The sequence below is a fragment of the Streptomyces sp. NPDC012466 genome (genome assembly GCF_042955215.1).
Taxonomy (GTDB): domain Bacteria; phylum Actinomycetota; class Actinomycetes; order Streptomycetales; family Streptomycetaceae; genus Streptomyces.
In genome coordinates this window covers 1-19,105 of record NZ_JBIBEQ010000017.1, presented here as the reverse complement: position 1 = coordinate 19,105, position 19,105 = coordinate 1, and the positions used below count along the sequence as shown (strand labels likewise).

16 protein-coding genes are annotated in these 19,105 nt (G+C 69.5%); 4 read left to right on the top strand and 12 right to left on the bottom strand.

Annotation, left to right across the window (positions count from 1 at the left end; genetic code table 11):
* Positions 1–29: 29 nt before the first annotated feature.
* Entirely contained in the window at positions 30–218 is a 189-nt protein-coding gene (locus ACFY9E_RS38685; RefSeq protein ID WP_390993045.1) for an acyl-CoA carboxylase epsilon subunit, read from the bottom strand.
* Between the two features lie 357 nt (positions 219–575).
* On the opposite strand from ACFY9E_RS38685, the gene ACFY9E_RS38680 reads away from it, so the two are divergent.
* Complete coding sequence (locus tag ACFY9E_RS38680) at positions 576–1,568, top strand: ScbA/BarX family gamma-butyrolactone biosynthesis protein (RefSeq protein WP_390993042.1); 993 nt, start codon at positions 576–578, stop codon at positions 1,566–1,568.
* A 63-nt stretch (positions 1,569–1,631) separates the two neighbouring features.
* On the opposite strand, the gene ACFY9E_RS38675 is transcribed toward ACFY9E_RS38680, so the two are convergent.
* A complete protein-coding gene (locus ACFY9E_RS38675; RefSeq protein ID WP_390993039.1) occupies positions 1,632–2,486 on the bottom strand; it encodes an NAD(P)H-binding protein in 855 nt (284 codons plus the stop codon).
* 150 nt (positions 2,487–2,636) lie between these two features.
* On the opposite strand from ACFY9E_RS38675, the gene ACFY9E_RS38670 reads away from it, so the two are divergent.
* On the top strand, positions 2,637–3,305 hold the full coding sequence (locus tag ACFY9E_RS38670) for a ScbR family autoregulator-binding transcription factor (RefSeq protein WP_390993036.1): 669 nt from the start codon (positions 2,637–2,639) through the stop codon (positions 3,303–3,305).
* Here ACFY9E_RS38670 and ACFY9E_RS38665 read toward each other — a convergent pair.
* The 8 genes from ACFY9E_RS38665 to tap form a co-directional block, all read right to left on the bottom strand.
* Positions 3,298–4,836, bottom strand: coding sequence for an FAD-dependent monooxygenase (locus tag ACFY9E_RS38665; protein WP_390993033.1), 1,539 nt, complete (start codon positions 4,834–4,836; stop codon positions 3,298–3,300). The genes ACFY9E_RS38670 and ACFY9E_RS38665 overlap by 8 nt on opposite strands.
* Positions 4,837–5,035: 199 nt before the next feature.
* Positions 5,036–5,437 carry a DUF6009 family protein gene (locus tag ACFY9E_RS38660; RefSeq protein WP_390993030.1) on the bottom strand — a complete coding sequence of 134 codons (402 nt, stop codon included), beginning with the start codon at positions 5,435–5,437 and terminating at the stop codon, positions 5,036–5,038.
* The gene (locus ACFY9E_RS38655; protein WP_390993027.1) at positions 5,434–6,948 is read right to left on the bottom strand and encodes a phage/plasmid primase, P4 family; all 1,515 of its coding nucleotides are present in this window, start codon (positions 6,946–6,948) and stop codon (positions 5,434–5,436) included. Before ACFY9E_RS38655 ends, ACFY9E_RS38660 begins: the two co-directional genes overlap by 4 nt.
* Positions 6,945–7,976 carry a bifunctional DNA primase/polymerase gene (locus ACFY9E_RS38650; RefSeq protein WP_390993201.1) on the bottom strand — a complete coding sequence of 344 codons (1,032 nt, stop codon included), beginning with the start codon at positions 7,974–7,976 and terminating at the stop codon, positions 6,945–6,947. Before ACFY9E_RS38650 ends, ACFY9E_RS38655 begins: the two co-directional genes overlap by 4 nt.
* Positions 7,977–8,730: 754 nt before the next feature.
* On the bottom strand, positions 8,731–9,042 hold the full coding sequence (locus tag ACFY9E_RS38645) for a replication initiation protein, RepL2 (RefSeq protein ID WP_361311843.1): 312 nt from the start codon (positions 9,040–9,042) through the stop codon (positions 8,731–8,733).
* On the bottom strand, positions 9,042–9,494 hold the full coding sequence (locus ACFY9E_RS38640) for a MarR family transcriptional regulator (protein WP_390993024.1): 453 nt from the start codon (positions 9,492–9,494) through the stop codon (positions 9,042–9,044). The genes ACFY9E_RS38645 and ACFY9E_RS38640 overlap by 1 nt, the downstream gene beginning before the upstream one ends.
* Before the next feature lie 1,045 nt (positions 9,495–10,539).
* Complete coding sequence (gene tpg, locus ACFY9E_RS38635) at positions 10,540–11,097, bottom strand: telomere-protecting terminal protein Tpg (protein WP_390993021.1); 558 nt, start codon at positions 11,095–11,097, stop codon at positions 10,540–10,542.
* A gap of 12 nt (positions 11,098–11,109) precedes the next feature.
* The gene (gene tap / locus ACFY9E_RS38630; protein WP_390993018.1) at positions 11,110–13,344 is read right to left on the bottom strand and encodes a telomere-associated protein Tap; all 2,235 of its coding nucleotides are present in this window, start codon (positions 13,342–13,344) and stop codon (positions 11,110–11,112) included.
* Between the two features lie 747 nt (positions 13,345–14,091).
* On the opposite strand from tap, the gene ACFY9E_RS38625 reads away from it, so the two are divergent.
* Both ACFY9E_RS38625 and ACFY9E_RS38620 read left to right on the top strand, forming a co-directional pair.
* A complete protein-coding gene (locus ACFY9E_RS38625) occupies positions 14,092–15,357 on the top strand; it encodes an AAA family ATPase (RefSeq protein ID WP_390993015.1) in 1,266 nt (421 codons plus the stop codon).
* The gene (locus ACFY9E_RS38620; protein ID WP_390993012.1) at positions 15,354–16,505 is read left to right on the top strand and encodes a ParB/RepB/Spo0J family partition protein; all 1,152 of its coding nucleotides are present in this window, start codon (positions 15,354–15,356) and stop codon (positions 16,503–16,505) included. The genes ACFY9E_RS38625 and ACFY9E_RS38620 overlap by 4 nt, the downstream gene beginning before the upstream one ends.
* Before the next feature lie 144 nt (positions 16,506–16,649).
* Here ACFY9E_RS38620 and ACFY9E_RS38615 read toward each other — a convergent pair whose 3' ends face one another.
* Entirely contained in the window at positions 16,650–17,903 is a 1,254-nt protein-coding gene (locus tag ACFY9E_RS38615) for a DUF6596 domain-containing protein (protein ID WP_390993009.1), read from the bottom strand.
* On the bottom strand, positions 17,900–18,262 hold the full coding sequence (locus ACFY9E_RS38610; RefSeq protein ID WP_390993007.1) for a YciI family protein: 363 nt from the start codon (positions 18,260–18,262) through the stop codon (positions 17,900–17,902). The genes ACFY9E_RS38615 and ACFY9E_RS38610 overlap by 4 nt, the downstream gene beginning before the upstream one ends.
* Positions 18,263–19,105 lie beyond the last annotated feature (843 nt).

Below are 19,105 nucleotides of genomic sequence, written 5' to 3'. Positions count from 1 at the left end.
GGAAGGAATTCTCCGGCCTGGCCCCGGCCTCAGCGCCAGCTACCGGGCGCCACATAGCCCGCCGGCCGCTCCCACCAGGCCGCGGGGAGGGCCACGGGCTCCTCGTCCACCTCTCGGCCACTCCTGCGCAACGCACCCAACACCGCTGCTAGGGCGGCCAGTTCCTCCTCGCTCGCATGTCCGCGCTCCACCCGAAGCAGCACCTCTGCCCGCTCCATCCGGCCGCCCCCTTCCAGGGTTTGAGGAAAGGGTGGGCCCAGGCACTCAAGAACAGCTCCGGATCCGCTTGAGAGCACTCTCCCCTGCCGCCACAAACCCGCCGCGCGGCCGAAACATGCGGTGCGCGACTGCGCGGCATCCATCGCCCGCCCCACTCGGCCCGACGAAAGGCCTGGTAGGCCCCACTCGGTGGACACACGAGGCGGAAGTGTCATCCGGGGAGAACAAGCCGTTCGACAGGGCCCCGTAGCCGGAATGGTTCGTACCGCTAGAAATTAAACCGGGTGGTATGTATCTTCACAGACCTGAGCGGCCCTCCGCATCGACGTCACATCAGCGCCCCAGGGGGAAGAGACATGTCTGCGAGCACGTTCCGCGTGGCACGCCCGATACCCGGCACGCGTCACGCCGAGGAGAACGACACGACGCCGGTGCGCGCCTTCGTCCCGCGCTTCCCGTCTCTGACCACCACCGTTCCCAAGGAACTGGTGCACCGCGCCAGTGTCTCCGAGGTGATGCTCACCGACTGGGCGCGCGTCGACGACGAGCACTACACGCTCGCCGCCCAGTGGCCGCGCGGACACAGCTTCTTCACCAATGTGGACGGCTGCCACGACCCGCTGATCGCCGCCGAAACCATCCGGCAGGCCGGAATCCTCCTGGCGCACGCCGAGTTCGGCGTCCCCCTCGGCCACCACTTCTTGGTGAGCGACCTGAGCGTCCACGTCGACCCCCGGCACGTCCGCGTCGACTGGACCCCCGCGACGCTGGAACTCCAGGTGACCTGCTCGGAGGTGAAGCTGCGCGGCAAGGACCTGCTGGGGTTCCGCATCGCGGTGGAGATCCGCCGCGACGGCCGGCTCGCCGCGACCGGCGGCGGCTCGCTCACCTGCGTCACGCCCCGGGTCTACCAGCGGCTGCGCGCCGGCCGCCTCGGCAAGGACGGCATGCCGCAGGTCATCCAGCTCACCGCGCCGGAGGCCCCGCAGGTCGTCGGGCGCATCTCACCCACGGACGTCGTCCTGTCGCCGATCGGGCAGCCGAACCGCTGGCAGCTTCGCGTGGACACCCGCCACCCCGTGCTGTTCGACCACATGGTCGACCACGTGCCCGGCATGGTGCTGATGGAGGCGGCCCGCCAGGCGGCGACCGCGACCCTCGGCCGCGCGTCCCTGCCCCTGGACGTCATCAGCGAGTTCACACGCTACGTCGAGCTGGACGCCCCCTGCGTCGTCGAGGCGCAGCGCCTGCCCGCGTCGGGGCACAAGGAGTCCGTTCTGGTGACCGCCCACCAGAACGACGCGCTGGTGTTCCGCTGCACCGTCTCCCTGCCGTCGGTCACCGGGTGACCGCCCTGCCGCGCGACGGCCGGTGAGCACGGCCCCGCGCCACCTGGAGGCCTTCACACCGACTCATCCGGTGACCGGGGCGAAGGCCTCCAGGTGGTCCCGGGCCCACTGGCGGAACGTCCCCGCCGGACGCCCCATCAGCGTGGACACCGCCCCGTCCACCCGGGCCTTGGCACCCGCACGCTGCCGTTCCGCGCTCGCCAGCAGCGCCTCGACGACCGGCTCCGGATAGCGCCGGCCCAGACCGGCCCGGGCCTCCTCCCGGCTCAGCTCCTCGAACCTGAGCGGGAAGCCGAGCAGCCGGCCGAGCTGCCGCGTCTGCTCCACCGGGGTGACCGCCTCGGGGCCGGTCAGCGTATAGGCGCGCCCGCCGTGCCCCTCCTCGGTCAGCACGCGCACGGCGGCCCGGGCGATGTCCCGGGGATCCACACAGGAGTTGGCGGACGTCCCGTTCAGCGCGCGCACGACCCCCTCGGAACGGACGGACGCCGCCCAGGACAGGGAGTTGGACATGAACGCCCGCGGCCGCAGCAGGGTCCACTCCAGGCCGGAGCCGCGCAGCGCCTCCTCGCTGGCCCGCTGCCACCGGGTGATGAGGTCCTGGGCGCGGTCGTCGAGGACGGCCGCCGCGGACAGCTTCACCACCCGCCCCACCCCTGCGCCGCTCGCCGCCCGCAGGAAACGCTCGTCGTCCCGCCCCCCGACCGCGGTGGTGACGAGGAACGCCGTCCGCACCCCGGCCAGCGCCCGGTCCAGCGACCGGGCGTCCTCGTAGTCCCCGGCGACCGTCTCCACGCCCGGTCGCGTCCCGGTGACGCGCCCGGGATCCCTCGCCATGACCCGAACCTTCACCTCGCCGGGGAGCTGGCGCAGCAGCGCCCGCCCCACCGTGCCCGTGGCCCCCGTCAGCAGGATCACCGCAGTTCCCCTCGTCGTGACGTCTGCTGTCCCGGATTCTTTCAACATGGTGGCGCCCAGGGGGCTGCGCGAAGCCACACCATCTGTAATATACATACTGGGCGGTTTTTTATTGGGGGTCTCCGGGCTCATCGAATGAAGGAGGCCGAAGTGGCGAAGCAGGACCGGGCGATCCGGACGCGGCAGACCATCCTGTCGGCGGCGGCGAAGGTCTTCGAGGACCGCGGCTACCAGGCGGCGACGATCAACGAGATCATCGCCCTGGCCGGGGTCACCAAGGGAGCGCTGTACTTTCACTTCCCCTCCAAGGAGCACCTGGCCGAGGGGGTACTGACCGAGCAGGACCAGAACCTGCCCATCCCCGACCGTGCCTCCAAGGTCCAGCAGCTCGTGGACACGGTGGTGCTGCACGCCCACCGCCTCCAGACCGACCCCATGGTCCGCGCCGGCGTCCGTCTCACCCTCGACCAGCAGGCCCAGGACCTGGACCGCAGCGGCCCCTTCGTGCGCTGGAGCGAGGTCGGCAACGAACTGCTGGAGAAGGCCCAGGCCCAGGGCGAGTTGCTGGACCATGTCTCGACCGCCGAGACCGCCGACGTCCTGGTGGGATCCTTCGCGGGCATCCAGGCCATGTCCCAGGCGGTGTGCGAGTACCAGGACCTGCCCGGCCGGGTCAGCTCCCTGCTGCGGCACATCCTGCCCAGCGTGGTGATCCCCTCCGTCCTGGCCTCCGTGGACATCACCGAGGACCGGGGCTCCAGGGTCCACGCCGAGCTGCTGGACCGCGCCGCCCGGCACGAGGCGGCACCCGTCAGCTGAGGGCCGGGGCGAGCACGTCTCCCCCCGCCGCGCGATCCGCCGCGCCCCCGCCCGCGCCGAAGTACGCGGTGAGGGCGGCATCCAGCGCACCACCGCCCGCCGCCCAGGCGATGTAGCCGTCGGGCCGCACCAGCAGCGCCTCGCAGGGCAGTTCGGGAGCCGGCTCGGCATGCACCACGCGCAGCAGCCCGGCCCATCCGCGCGCCTGCTCGGCGTAGGCACCCTCGCCCGCCGCGCCCAGGAGCAGCAGGAGCGGCCGGCCCGGCACCAGCAGGTCGATCACATCCGTCCGCCCCTGCCGGGTGGTCAGGCCGACATTGTGCAGAAACCTTCCCTCCCACGGTGAGGCGTCCGCAGCCCGGCGGGGCAGCACCGTGTCCTGGGCACTGACCATGGACGCCAGGACGCCGCTCTCCCTCTCCCCGCCCAGCAGCTCACCGAACAGGGCACGCAGCGGGTCGAGTTCGGGGGCGGGACGCATCAGGGCGAGCTGGGCCCTCGTGTTGTCGATGACCCGCTGCGCGGCGGGCCGGCGTTCGCGGTCGTAGCTGTCGAGCAGCCCCTCCCCCGCCCGGCCGCGCACCGTGAGCGCCAGCTTCCAGCCGAGGTCGACGACGTCCAGCAACCCCGTGCTCAGGCCCTGCCCGCCGATCGGGAAGTGCACGTGCGCCGCGTCGCCCGCCAGCAGGATCCGCCCCTCGCGGTAGGACTGGGCCAGCCGCGAGAAGTCGCTGAACCTGCTCAGCCACTTCGGGGCCCGCATCGGCACGTCCCGCCCGACGATCCGGGACACCTCTGCGCGCAGCTCCTGCAGGGTCGGCGGCCGGTGACGCTCGCTGTGCGCACCCGCGCAGTTCAGCGTCCGCAGGCGGGTACCGCCGCCCGGGAGGTGCTTGGCGACGATCCACCCGCGCGGGGTGCGCCGCCACCCCTCCTCCAGCGCCCCCGGCTCCTCCAGCAGGACGTCGCCCGCCAGCGCGGACACGGTCGCCGGATACGTCCGGGAGGCGAACCCGGCCTGCTCGCGCACAATGCTGCGGGCACCGTCAGCCCCCACCAGGTATTCGGCCGTGCACGTCACCGGGCCGTCCGGGCCGGCGGCCGTGACCCGCACCCCGTCCGGGCCCTGCCGTACCCCGGTCACCCGGTGCCCGCGCAGGATCAGCGCCCCGGCGGCCCGTGCACGTTCCTCGAAGTGGTGTTCCAGTTCCTCCTGCGCCCGCTTGAGGAGCGGCTCCGGTTCGGCCGCGGGCGCCGAGATGCCGAGCCCCGGGATTCCCGCGAAGTGGAACGGACTGGTCGCCTGCCCCGCCCCGTCCCCCGAGTGCGACAGCCCGTCCAGGTACCCGCGCCGGACCAGGCACTGGACCGTCCGGGCGTGCAGGGTGGTCGCCTTGGGGCGCCGGGACACGGCGCTCCCGGCCTCCACGACCACGGTGACCAGGCCGTATCCCGCCAGCTCGCAGGCGAGCACCATCCCCACCGGCCCGCCGCCGGCGATCACCACCTGTGCCTGTATGCCATCCGTCATTCCGGATCTCCCCCTGTCATCGACCGGAACCCGAACACGTGCAGCAGCCACTCCCGGGCCCCGCCCAGGGATGGGACATCGAACTCGCTCCTCGCTCAGGAGTACCGAGTCCCGGAAAATATACCGGTCGGCCGGTTCTTTGTAAGCCCGTGGAGCACCGAAGTCCCCGGCCCACCCGGGACAGGCGGCCGGAGTGCTCTCACAACGGCCGCGTGATCCCCAGCTCCCGCATCGCCAACGACGGCGGTCCGCCCTCCGACCGCTCCGTCTTGCAGCCCTTGCCGCCGGGTGCCAGCGTGCGCGGATCGACGGCCTCGGCGGGCGCCCCGGTCGCGTACAGGCCCTGCGGGTCCGTGTCGCGGTCGTGCGGCAGCAGCCAGAAGACCCGGCGCCGGAACGTCCCCGAGGAACGCGACGGCTTGGCGCCGGGCCCCAGCAGCGCGTACCCGACCATGCGCCCGTCGCGGTGGTACGCCGGCCTGCCGCGCCGGGTGGGCAGCCGGTCCAGGCTCTGGCGGACGTAGTCGAGCCGCGCGATGTCCTCGAGCCAGACGAAGTCGGTCTCGTGAACGAGCTCGTGCTCGGCGATGAGAGCGCTCATTCTGTCTCCTCGTCGGCAACCAGTCCGATACCCGGGTAGTACTTGCGCTGGTTGGACAGGATCATCTCCTTGGGCGACGCCAGTCCCACCACTTCGCGGACCCGGGCTGCGAAGGCGCGTGACGAGATGGCCGGGGCGCCCTCATTCTGGCACCACGCCTTGTAGGCCGCGTAGAGCCGGGCTTGTTCCGCCCGCAGGTCTCCCTCCAGCCGGCACGACTCGGCGAGGAACCGTCCGGTGTGGTCTTCCGTCTCGGCGTACGCCGTGGTGGCGATCCGCACCCGTTCCGGCCCGGTGAGGTCCCGCTCGCCGCTCAGATAGCGACGCGCGCCCAGGATCAGCCAGTTGAGGATCCCGGGGCCCTCCTCGGTGACGAGGATGTCGGCCAGGTTGTCGATCTTGCGGTCGTCGGGCACCACCCGCTCGAACGGGATCAGCCGCATACGCCGCCAGAACGCGAAACCGCCGGTCCCGACCTCCGGCCGATGGTTGCCCAGCAGCCACAGCTTGTGTGTCGGCTCGAAGCTGAAGAAGTCCTGCCGCATACGCCGGGCCTTGATCCGGTCGCCGCCCGTCAGCAGCTTCACCCGTGCCTCGTCGAAACGGTCCCCCGGCTTCACCTCGCTGCACACGATCACGCGCCGGCCGTGCAGTTCGGCCAGATCGGTCGGATGCCCCTCGTAGGGCCGGGCCATCAAGAACCCCGGCGGCGCGGCGTCGGCGTAGTCCCCCAGCAGCTTCATCAGTACGTCCAGCAGCACCGACTTGCCGTTCTTGCCGGAGCCGAACAGGAACGGCATGACCTGCCCGCCGACGTCCCCGGTGATGGAGTAGCCCAGCAGCAGATGCAGGAAGTCGATCATCTCCGCGCCCTCGTGTCCGCCACCGAAGGTATCGGCGAGGAACCGGTCCCAGCGCGGGGTGGGCATCGGCTGCGGGGCCGCGGTGGTGGAGCGGGAGTGGAAGTCCTTGTCCGGGTCCGGAGTGCGGATCAGTCCGGTGCGCAGGTCGACGATGCCGGCCGGGGTGCACAGCGCGTACGGATCCGCGTCGAGCATGGACGCGTTGAGCACCATGCCCGGAGCGGACCTGGCCTGCGTCAGCATCGCGTTCATGCCGCTGGTGCTGAGTGCGCGGCGACGGTGCTGCTGCAGCGCGGCGGGCGTGAACACCCCGCGCGGGTCACTGCTCGCGAGGGACTCCGCCAGGTCCCCGGCGGCCCACATGACAGTGTCGTCCTCGTCGGCCTGCCAGCGGGTACGGTCCCAGCGGAACCAGCCGAGGCCGGGCACATGACGGTAGTCGTGCGAGTACAGCTTGACGAACAGTTTGGCGTTGCCGCGGTCGCTGAGCGTGTCGGGCAGCAGTCCGTCGGCGGTCGCCTCGCCGCCGCCCGCGACGGCGGTGGGGACGCTCTCGACGCCTTGCCGGGGGGCCAGGGCGGGCTGAGCGAGGATCTGCATGGCGACCGCTTGGGCGTCGAAGAGGGTGCTGTCAGGTCCGGAGGTCATCTTCGGCCTCCCAGCGACAGTGGACGGAGCCGGCCGGCGCCCAGGCCACTGCGGATGATGGCTCTGTAGCGCCGCTCCTGGCCGGGGCGGGCGCATTCGGCCGCCTCTGCCAGGGCTCGTTCCGCCTCGTCCGCCGACAGGTGCCCTGCGGCCACGAGGCCTCCGGCGGTGTAAGCAGCGCGGTTCAACTTCTCGGAGAACGCCGCCCCTTCGGGTACGGCGGCGCAGTCGGCCACTTCGGTGAGCAGCACGGCCAGAGCCCGGGCCGCGGCTCCACGGCCGCCTCCCGCCGCGATGACTGCCTGCCGGGCGCGGGGCGGCACCGTCCGGGGTGCCGGCACGCGCGCGGGCGGCAAGTGGCCGGTGCGCTCCAACTCGCGGGCGAGCCAGCCGGGCAGGGGCGCGGGCTCACGTACGGCACCGACGGGCTCGTACGTTCCCGCCTCGGTCGAAGTGCCGGGGGCGACGATGTACCCACCGCATGCTCGTACGTCGGCCTGCCAGGCCAGCGCGCGGCCGCCGCCCGACCCGGTGGAACACTGCCACTGATGCCCGAGATGGGCCCGGTACCAGACGTGGAGACCACCGGACGGTGTGCGGACGCGCAGCGTCGTGTCGTCGTCGGCGGGGCTGGTGACGCCCCGCAGTGCGGCCAGCAGACCTATGGTGTGGAACCCGTTGGCGAGTCCGGTCAGGTCGACGTCGTCCGGGATGCCGATGCCGGGCAGCAAACGGTCCCGCTCAGGCAGGCACCTCTCGTGGGCATCGATATCGATGATCACCAGCCCCGCGGGGCCGCAGGCGACTCCCACGCCCAGTCCCGGGTTTGCACCCCACCACTGCTCGATCCTGGTCACGTCCAGCGTGGCGGCACGAAATCCATGGCACCAGCGGCCCGCGGCGGGACAGCCGCAGCCTGCGTGGGTGTGGCCGGATTCCCGACAGGAGGCACAGTTGCCCGCCGGCGTCTTACGGCCGGGAGCAAGGGGATGAACCGGCCACCCCCGACTGGCGCACCATCGGGCGATCGCCAGTGAACGAGAGTTGCCCGTCCGCTCGACACCCGATCCCCGTGAGTCGCTACGTAAAAAGGGCAGCTCAGAAGCCATGCGCATCCCCCATGAGCGACTCAAGCGACTGAACGACTGGAACAGACTAGCGAAACGGGGATGGCAGAAGGAAACACCTGAGGAAACTGAAACACAACGCGTTATCGGGATGGCGAGCGACTCAGAGAGCGGTGCAGCGACTGGAGTTGTCCGGATGACTTCTTCACTGCTGAGCAAAACCGCAGGTCATAGGCCTCAAGCAAGACGAGGCAGCGACTGAAGCGACTCAAGCCCCTATATATGACTCCCACGCGCGCACACAGGGCACCACCCACTCCCCCATATATCGGCCCCTTGGGTCGCTTCAGTCGCTGCCCGGTCTTGGAACCCACTCTGACCTGGGATTCTCCGCGACGGTCAGCAGCGACTGGCCGTGCGTCCCGTCGCTGTTCTTCAGTCGCTGCCGCAGGCGGCACGGTGAGGCACCCCCCCTGTCCGGATCGTCGGCCGGCGACTCGGACGGCTCTCGACCGGATCCCCCCGGCCGGGCCTGAGGCGCGGCTGGCCAGCGACTCAAGCGACTCTCGAGCGAGACCGGAGCCGCGGACGCATCCCCCGCGACCACCCTCGTTCGGCCAAGCAGGACCGTTGCCCTTGCCCGAAGGGCAAGGGCAACGGTCCTGCAGACCGCTCCTCATGTACTCCACGTCAATGAGGAGCGGTCTGTGGGACGTCAGGTTGCGCGGCGGAGGTGGACGACGACGTTCTCCCCCATGCGCTTGGGGGCGAGCCGGTAGTACCTGATGTGGCCGAGCCTCTCGGTCTCCTCGAGCCAGCCGGCCTCGATGACCTGCTTGCGCGTCCGGGAGAAGACGGGCGCGGCCATTCCGACGAGTTTGGCCAGGTTGGCCGCGGTCTCGAGTACGGCTCCGGACCGGTCGGTCGGATGCAGGGCGTAGAGCATGACGACAAGACGCTGGTTGGCGGTCATGCCTGCCGTCTTCTCAAGCAGCTGAAGGTTCTTCTGCTTGTCGTCGCTACTGATCACTGAGCCTCCCACCGTGCAGGCACGTTCTCGTCGAATCCGGGGATGTCCGGCGGGTTGCACGTCTTCACCGCTTCACGCTGCTCGAGTCCCGTTCCGTGAAAGGCGATGTACGGGCTGATCCGGTAGAAGTTGTAGTTGCCGATGCGTCCGCGGACGATCAGGATGCGGTGCTTGGCCAACTTCCTGTTGATTTTCCCGACAGCGTCGGTGGACATCCCCACCCGCTTGGCGATGTCGGCCCCCGTGGCCCTCAACGGTTCCATGCCCTCGGGCGAGACTCCGATCCACCACAGGACGAGGAACTTCTGACTGGGCGTGAACGCCTTGGATTCGGTGATCGCCTCGACGCGCGCCTTGTCGACCTGAGTGTGCCTGCCGGAGAAGGCATACGGCGCATAGGGCACCGCCTCGCCCGTCTCGGCATCAACCAGCCTGCGTACTGCTCCCAACGGGGCCCTCCGTGAACGGGGGTTGTCTGACGGTTCATGAGAGGCGGCTTCGAGGCCGACCAGATGAACTTAACGTACATGAGCAGGAAGTCAATCAACCCCGCCTGCCGACCCGTGTCGCCTGCTGAATCGCTCAGGGTTCGTGCCTGCCGGATGCGACCGCGACGCCGCCCACTCATGTACGTCACGTCAATCTGCCACGGCTGGAGGATCTGGGTACCACGATCCTCCAGCCGTGGTGCCAGACCTCAGGATCGTGGTCACGGTCCCTCAGATCGTGGTGTGCGGCTCACAGAACTGGGTGACACGACCGCAGGAACTGTTCACTCAGTTCCTGCGGTCGCCCTCTGCTGTCGCAGGAACTGCCTGCCAGTTCCTGCGGTCTTGGTTGTTCGAGGTATATGCGCAGGTCAGAGGCTGATTGGCGAGCGCGCTCTCTTACCTCAACAGGAGCCGCGCCGTTCACCCCACGGCCCACGCAACCCCTGCACTTCCGCACGGCCGGACGGCGTGCTCAGGTCGTCACCACCCTCGAATGGCACTCCCGGGGAACGAACCGACCTCACCCCACGGCCGAGCCCCGTTCCGGTCCGCAGTCACAGGCAGGACTACCCCCACTGAAGGTGCTCGTCCCACGGAACGTCTGCCCACCCGTACCCGCCACTTCCCGGCGCGTACGGCCTGCGCCACGACGAAACCGATTCGCGCCGGGATGTGGCGGGGCAGCGGGGTCCAGGGGCCGGCGAAGGCCCCTGGTACCACGCTGCTCAGCCACATCCCTGGACTCGTTGTCGGCCCGCAGTCTCATGACGGGCTGTGGCAGCTGCGGCCCGGTGGTGACCCGCACGCGAGCACCTTGCTGTACCAGCAGGAGACTTCTGCGCCAGACTCGCTCCAGTACGAGAACTCGCCCGCAGCATCCATGTACACCGTGACGAGGGCGACACCGTAGAAGGCGGTGCGGGCTGGAGGGGACGCAGTGGGATGGCAGTCGAGTGAGGCCGGGTTATCGGTCCGGGCTCACAGGCTGTCCGGACCAGGGCTGCTAGAGGTCGAACTCGATGTGCTCGATGTCGGTGAAGCGGACCTCCTCCAGAGAGCCGGCGCGGCGGCCGCCGTCCTGGAAGTACATCTCCTTGAGCCCTTCAGCGGCGATCTGCTGCAACTGCTGGTCGCCGGCGCCGGCCTGCTGTGCGTCGAAGAGACGGGCGGCGTAGTGCGGCGGCAACGCCACGGTCAGGTGCCGGATCCGGGCGTCGTCGGTCGTGCCCACCGGCGCCGTGTAACCGATGCGGGCACGGGTGTCGATGACGATGCCGCCGGTCGTCGCCGCCCTCTGCCGGGCCTTGGCCCGGATCTGCGGCTGCCACCGCCTGTTCACCTCGCGCTCCAGGCGCGCGGCGAGATCCGGTCGCGGCTTCTTGATCTGGTTTTTCACGTACCGCTCGACGGTGCGCTGGGAGATGCGCAGCATCTGGGCGACCGCCCTGGTGCTCTTGAGTTGCTTGACCAGGTACCGCATCTGCGCGGGCGCGGTCTTGGGCGCCGGGCGGGTGAATGCCTTCTGTACCGCGGCTTCCAGGCCGTCACCGAACAGACTCATCGTCGCCCTCTCCTACTCTCCGTTGTCGACGTCGGTGACGGTGCCGTCCTTGATGTACCGGGCGAGGTTGAGCTCCGGAGCGTTGAACCGCTCACGGACCTCTTCGCCCCACAGGACGGTCTGGGTGCCCTCGTGCTTGACCAGGCCCGGGTTGATGCCGACCTTGAAGCCGCCGGGCAGCGGCTTGCCGTCCCGGTAGGGCAGGAAGTCCAGCGGGCTGGTGCCTCCGGCCGCGTACACGACGCAGTCGGACAGGACTGCCACGGGGTACTGGCCGGTGAAGGCCGCGTGCTTGATGATCTTCCGGTGCAGGTTCACGCGGGTACGGGAGATGACCGCTGCCCGGATGTCCGGCCGCCACGTCGGGCGCGACAGCGCCCGCCACGGCTGGCCCGGCCGCCAGCCCTCACCGCGTGGACGTTCGCGCAACTTGCCCAGGCCGCCCTTGACCGTCGCCTTGATCGCTGAGACGACGATCGCCAACTCGGGATCGTGCTCCCCGTAGCCGTTCATCGCCGCCAGGAAGTCCGCCGGCTCCATGTCCGCATGCACACCGAGATCGGCCATGGTGGCCAAGTAGGCGTCGCGTAGCCGCTGGTACCAGCCGTCCAGGTAGCGGCCGCTCTCGTAACGCACCCACGCCTCGATCGGCCGTACCTCGTAACCCAGCTCCACCGCGTACGCCACGGTCGGAGTCGCGTACCAGGCCGGACCCTCGGGACGCTCGCCCTTCGGCGTGAACGGACTGGGCAGCAAGCCGGCGTCCAGCTCGGCCCACTTGTCCTTGCCGATCTTCACCCGGGACAGATCCACGTGGGACAGGTCGACCAGCCATGAGCCGGGCAGCTTCGGGTCGAACATCGGCTGCTTGACGTGAGTCGGAGCGCCGAGCCCGACGACCAGACCGTTGGCTCCGGCGGCGAAGGCCATGTTCACGTCGATGCCGACCAGGTGCCGCAGGGTGCATTCGGCGTCGGTCATCGGCCGAGCCCAGTCACAGGCTTCCTCGAACAGTTTCTCCGCCGGGCCTCGGACGTGGAAGCGCGGCAGGTCCGCCAGGAGCGGGTGTCCGTCCGGGGCCTCGCACGGGGCGCAGTCGACCGGCTCCTTGCCCAGGGAGCCGGGGTTGTGCTCGGAGTGCCGCTTGCCCGTCTCGTCGGGTTCGGAGGCGCGGGTCGGCGGGTGCAGCGCGGTCATCAGCTCCAGGCCGGTGACGGCGGTGGAGCCGCGCGGCGTCATCACCCGCGACGCGTACACGCCCAGCACCCGGGCGAGCTCCGCCGGCGGAAGCTCAGCGGCGTTGCCCCAGTGACGTGTGTCCAGCGCGTGCCAGGAGGGGATGCACAGTTGTACGCACGCCCGCTCCGACCCGGTGGCCGGGCGGTAGATCCGCGCCCACGGCCCGAACCCTCGCTTCGTGAGCTTCCAGTCGGCGCGCGCCAGTTGCTTGATGACCTTGTGGTTCTCCGGGATCCGCCCGGCGCGTCGCTCCTCATCCGTCAGGGTGACCGGCAGCCCGTAGCGCTCCAGGGCGGCCTCGGTGAGCACGAGCAGCGGGTCGGCGTCCTTGCCCGGGCCGGACAACCTCGGCTGCCCCAGCTTCGCCTCCGTCAGTGTCCAGTCCACCAAGGCGGCGATGCTCTTGGCGGGCACGTCCAGGACCAGGCCGCCCGTGCAGTAGGCGAGGACCTGGCCGTCGGCGTCGACGTCGACCACCGCGAGCGGCCCGTTCTCGAAACGCGCGTCGGTGCCGCCCGCCAGAGCGTTGGCCGGGGTGGCGCTCCGAACGGCAGGGCGGCGTGACGTCGACGCGCCACTGACGGCGCGCGCCGGGCGCCGGGCGGCCTCTTCGGCGGGAGAGGCGGGCTGGGGGACGGGGGCGGGGACGGTCTGAGTGATCTCCCGTTCCGTCGTGGGCGCGGCGTCCACAGCCGGACCCGGGGCTTGAGACTGCTCCGCCGGGCCGAGCCGGCCGCCGGCCGTCGCCGGTGCCGCGGCGGGCGTGGGGTAGAGCTCCGCGAGCTTGTTCAGCAGCCGCGCATACGCTTCCCGCTCCGGCCCACGCGGCTCGACCGGCTTCTTGACCGACTCCCAGCCGGAAACCGTCGCCCGACGCACCTTCAGCGCGGCAGCCACCTCGTCGAGCGTCAGACCGTGAGCCTGACGCAGACGCTTGCGCTCCTCCACCGACGGCAGCGCAGCGCGGGAGGCGACCAGCGCATCGACCGCGTCGAACAACTCGGACATGAAACACCTCCTAGCGATCACCCTATCGCAGCAAACCGTACGGTTCGCGTACGTAAGCCGTACATATCGACCGCGAGTCTGGACCGGTTCCCGTCGTGGACCTCCCCCGGTGATGGCTCGAGCTCGTCGTGGTGAACGCGGAAGCTGATCTTGCCTGGCACCTGCCTGATCTGAGGCATGGGCGTCGCCGCACGAAGCCGCACTGGCCGAAGACGTTCCGCAGGATCACGCCCTGTCGGTCTTTCCTGCGGCGGCACCCACTGCTGGCCAGGCTCATGGGGATGACGAGGCGTCCGTCGACGCGTCGGGCGCGATCCTGGGCGTATGGACGCCGACTTCCGTACCACTCCCCCACGTCGCGGCGGTACTGGATGTAGCAGGCTTCGCGGTCCCCTGAGGCCTGCACCGCTTCGGCGTCAGAGACCCCGCGCTGATCAGGACCCATAGGACGACCTGGCTTGCCATCGGGACCAAATCCCGGGCTGTCCGCCGCCAGGTGCGGTGATTACGCCGTAATCACCGCACCTGGCGGCGGCGATGTGGGTGTCACTTGCTCCCGGCCCGGACACGGGCCCGCCCCGCTGCATCCTGCTCGGCGCTCGCCGCGCAACGGACGCCCCGCCCGGGCGCCTGGATGCCGCTGAGTGATTACGGCGTAATCACCGTTGGAGTCCTCCACCTCATCAACTTGGTCTAACTAACGTGTCAATGCTGCACTTGATCATGCGCGTTAGTATGGTGTCCTCCATGAGTTCGCCAGCCACTTCCAGCGACCGCGAGAAGGTCGTCTCCAAACTGCCGGGATGGCTCCGGCAGAACCTCAAGATCAGAGCCGCCCAGTACGGCATCGAGATCCAGGCCGCCGTTGAGCAGGGCATCACCGACTGGTGCAGCCTCGCCTCCACCCCTGCCTCGATCGACACCGCCGGCGCCGACTCCTTCTCCACCTTCCTCCCCCCCGGCCAGTGGGAGGAGTTCCGTCGGATCGCCGCCGACCGACGCGTCTCCCTCATCCAGGGCCTCGCCCAGTCGGTCCAGTTGTGGCTCGACGCCAACCCCGCCCCGGAGATCGAGCGCCCCGCGATCACCCGACGCATCATCGTCTGCAACCAAAAGGGGGGAGTCGGCAAGACCGCCGTCACCGCCGGACTCGGCGAGGCCCTGGCCGAAGACCCCAACACCCTCCATCCCGTACGCGTCGCCAAAGCCCTCACCAAGGCCCTGCGCGCCAGCGAGACGCACAACGACGACGCCGAGGCGGTATCCGACCCGCTCGACATCGAGAACCTGCCCGGCCTGGGGCTGCGCGTTCTCCTCGTTGACTTCGATCCGCAGTGCCACCTCACCAACCAACTCGGTGGCACCCCTCTGCCGTTGAACGGCGACAGCCTGACCAACCACATGGCGGGCGACCCCAAGGGCGACCTGCGTGACCTCATCGTCTCCGTCGACGAGGACAGTTTCGGCGGCCGCCTTCACCTCCTGCCCGCCTGCAACGACGCGTTCCTGCTCGACGTACGCCTGTCCGCCGTACGCGCCCGAGAAGCCGCGCTCGAGCGGGCCCTTGCCCCGCTGGAGGCTGATTACGACGTAATCATCGTCGACTGCCCGCCCAGCCTCGGCCTGAGCATGGACGCCGCCGCCTACTACGGCCGCCGACGCGACGGTGAGAAGCCCGGCCAGTCCGGCGCCCTCATCGTCGTGCAAGCCGAAGACAGCTCCGCCGACGCCTACGAGCTGCTCACCACCCAGATCGACGACCTGCGCGGCGACCTCCAAGTCGACATCGACTATCTCGGCATCGTCGTCAACCTCTACGACTCCCGCCGCGGATACATCGCGACCTCCTCGCTGCAGGGATGGGTGGACATAAAGGATCCGCGAGTCGTCGGACTCATCGGCGACCTCAAGGAGCAGAAGGAAGCAGTCCGCGTGAAGAAGCCCCTACTGTCCTACGCGCCCAAGTCGCAGCAGGCCGTCGGCATGCGCGCCTTGGCAAGGGAGGTCTCGTGAGCAAGGCCGACCAGTTGGGCTCCGGCCGATTCGGCGGGACGGCGCGTACGGTCAGCGCCCGCCGCCAAGCCGTCGCGGCCGCCACCGGAGTCCCCACTGAGGGCATCGCCCCGCCCACAGAGCTCCCCGTCCATCGGATCAGCCCCAACCCCGACAACCCCCGCTCCACGCTCGGGGACCTCACCGACCTCGCGGGCAGCCTCAAGACCCATGGCCAGAAGCAGGCCATCACGGTCATGAACCGCGACGCCTACGTCAAGATCAACCCGGAACGGGAGTCCGACCTCGAGCCCGACACCACCTATGTCGTGATCGACGGCAGCAGCCGCCTCGCTGCTGCCCGGGAGGCCGGCCTGGCCACGGTCAAGGTCATGGTCAGCGACGATCAGGGGACCACCCCCGAAGAACTGCTCGAATCCGCTCTCGTTGCCAACATCCACCGCCAGGACCTCGAAGAACTCGACGAAGCCCGCGCACTCCAGCGCCTGTTGGACATTCACGGCAGTCAGCGCGCCCTCGCCAAACGCCTCCACCGCTCCCAGGGCTGGATCTCCCAGCGCCTGGCCCTACTGAAGCTGACTCCGGAACTCCAGGCCCGTATCGGTGAGGAGCCCATCGATCTGCTGCGCGCAGTCGGTGGCAAGCCGGTTGAACAGCAGGCGGCCGCTCTGGAAGAGCTCAAAGCGGAGCGCGTGGCCAAGGAAGAGGAGTCACGCTCATCGAAGCGCGGCGCGCCGCAGAGGCCAGCCGATGCGGGTAAGGGCGGGACGACGGACCAACCGGCCGGTGATTACGGCGTAATCACCGGCTCGACGGAAGGGCCATCGGCAGCCGACAGCCTGGGGGAGACCTCGGCCAACGACCTGGAACCGTCGAAGGACTCACCGGCAGCGGAGGCGATCCCGGAACCTCGCGCTGACTCCCGTTCACCAAAGAGCAGCAAGGGGAGCGAGGAACAGGCCTCCCGCCGCGTGCCGTTCGACAGGCCCGGTGAACTCGCGATGCTGCTGGACGTGAGGATGGAAAACGACGACGCCTTCTTCACACTCGTCGAACTCTTGAACCGCAAGGCACTCGACCGAAACCCCGAGCGGCTCAGCGCACTGGCACGGTCCTTCGCCGAGCACACCGCCGAACGGGCCGGCTGACCGGTCAGAGCCTCTGTGCACAGACGTGCCCCGTCCTACGAGGGACGGGGCACGTCTGTGCCGCGAGCAGGACGACCGGGGACCTGATCCGCCCCATTGCGGCAGGAGATGCGCGCCCTGGGCACTGCGTGCGCTCGGTCCAGGTCATGTCGGCTTTCCCAGGCGGTGGGCGCGGTGAGTGAGATGGCGGCGCTCGGGGGCGCTGGTGGTGCGGGCGGCAGCCTCCCGGTAGGCGTGCGCGGCGAGTTGGTGTCGGCCGAGCATCTCCAGCAGGTGGGCACGGGCGGCGAGCAGCCGGTGGTGGTGCGTCAGGCGCTTGTCGCTCTCCAGCTTCGCCAGCAGGTCCAGGCCGGCATTCGGTCCTCGGACCATGGCGACCGCGATGGCGCGGTTGAGGCTGACCATCGGGTTCGACCCAAACTGTTCCAGGAGGTCGTACAGGGCGAGGATCTGCGGCCAGTCGGTGGCGTCGGTGTGCTCGGCCTCGTCATGCACCGCGGCTATGGCCGCTTGGAGCTGGTAAGGGCCGACCTGCCCGCGGGGCAGGGTGCGGCTGATCAGGTCCACACCTTCCGCGATGAGCCCACGGTCCCACCGGCCCCGGTCCTGTTCCGCCAAGGGCACCATCTCGCCGTGGGGTCCGGTACGTGCCAGGCGGCGCGCGTCGGTCAGCAGCATCAGCGCGAGCAACCCCGCGGTCTCGGTGTCCTCGGGCACGAGACGGTGCAGCAGCCGGGTGAGCCGGATGGCCTCGGCGGACAGTCCCGGCGCGGTCAAGTCGCTGCCGCTGGTGGTGGTGTAGCCCTCGTTGAAGATCAGGTAGAGCACGTGCCGGACCGCCGCCAGCCGCTCGGCACCCTCGGAGCCCTCCGGCAGGGACAGAGTGGTGCCGGCCGTCTTGATGGCCTGCTTGGCCCGGCTGATGCGCTGGGCCATCGTCGCCTCAGGCACCAGGAAGGCCGCGGCGATCTGCGCGGTACTCAAGCCGCCGACCGCACGCAAAGTAAGCGAGATCTGGCTCGGCGCGGACAGCGAAGGATGGCAGCACAGAAAAAGCAGGGCCAGGGAGTCGTCCCGGTCCGATGCCGGCACGTCGTCAGCGGCACAGGCCAGCAGTGCGGATTGCGGAGTGGCCAGTGCAAGGGCGTCCTCACGGCGGCGACGTGCCGCCTCGCTGCGCACCTGGTCGACCAGTCTGCGGGAAGCGACGGTCACCAGCCAGCTCCGCGGGCTGTCCGGTACGCCCGCCTCGGGCCACTGCAGGGCGGCGGCCAGCAGCGCCTCCTGAACGGCGTCCTCACACGCGTCGAAGGCGCCGTACCGGCGGACGAGCGTGCCGAGGACCTGCGGCGCCAGTTCGCGCAGCAGGTCCTCGACGCCGTGGTGCGCGGTGCTCACATGTCCGCCGCGGACTCGTGCAGCACAGGCCACAACTCCACCGGCTCCACATCGGCGAACGGCATGTCCGCGGCGATCTGCTGCGCCCGCTCAAGGCTTTCGCAATCCAGGAGGTAGAAACTGGCGATGTACTCCTTGGTCTCCAGGTAAGGCCCGTCGGTGATGGCGGGGGCCCCGTCCTTGCGGCGCACCAGCTGGGCGGCAGCGGCATCCGCGAGGCCGTAGGCACCCACCAACTCGCCGCTTTCGCGGTACTTCGTGTTGAACGCCTCCTGCTTGGCGATCGCCTCCGGCCACGCCTCGGCCGGGAAAGAGTCCCACTTGGCCTGGCTGCCGTAGATCATCGCAACGTACTTCATCTCGGGTGTCCTCCCCATCTCGCGCACCCCGTTGGCGCGCTGTCACCCTTCAGTCGGAGCAGGAAGCAGGTCCTCGACATCCGACGACAACTTTCTTCAACTTTTCTCCCAAGCCACCCTGAACAGCTGAAATACAGAGCAGGGCGAGTGATCAACCTATGGTGCCGTCGCCCATGAGGCCACCGGGCCGTCCGGGGCCTGCGGACCTCGCCCCAGAAGGCAGGTGTGAGAATCCCCCAGCGAGGTCGCGTTCCAGACCTTATCGGTGGATAAGAATGAGGCATACGGTTTCGTGAACCGGCTTTGGTGTCATGGGTACTCCGCTTCTAATCCACCATCCCTTTCAAGCTGCTCATCGGAGGGTCATGAGGCAGGGGAGTGAGGACGTGAAGGGCCACCGGATTTGCAGGGCGTGTGGCACGCCGGCTGAGGATGGGAAGTTGTGTAGCCGTTGTGGGGTGGTTCTGGACTTTCCTGATGAGGGTGGGCTGGTTGAAGATCAAGGGTGCGGCAGTGCGACACGATTTTGAACAGCGAGGGCACGGGTGAGCGAAGTGGCGGGGAGTGGTGTGACTTTGACTGGTCATCCGGTCCTGATGGTCAGTTTGGCTCGTGGTTGCGGGGGGCGGGGTCTGGAGCGCAGCGGAAGACCCTTGCGGGGGCGCAGCCCTCGTGGCTCCGGGAGCGCAGCGGACGGAGTGTCATCCCGGTTGCGCAGCAACCGGGATGAGCGGGACGCGGAGCGTCCCGCGAGCGCTCCCGCGGAGCGGGAGCACAACACCTGCGCGCAGCGCGGGTGTTCGCTTGCGTATCGCGCAGCGATACGGTACCCGCTCCGCGGGG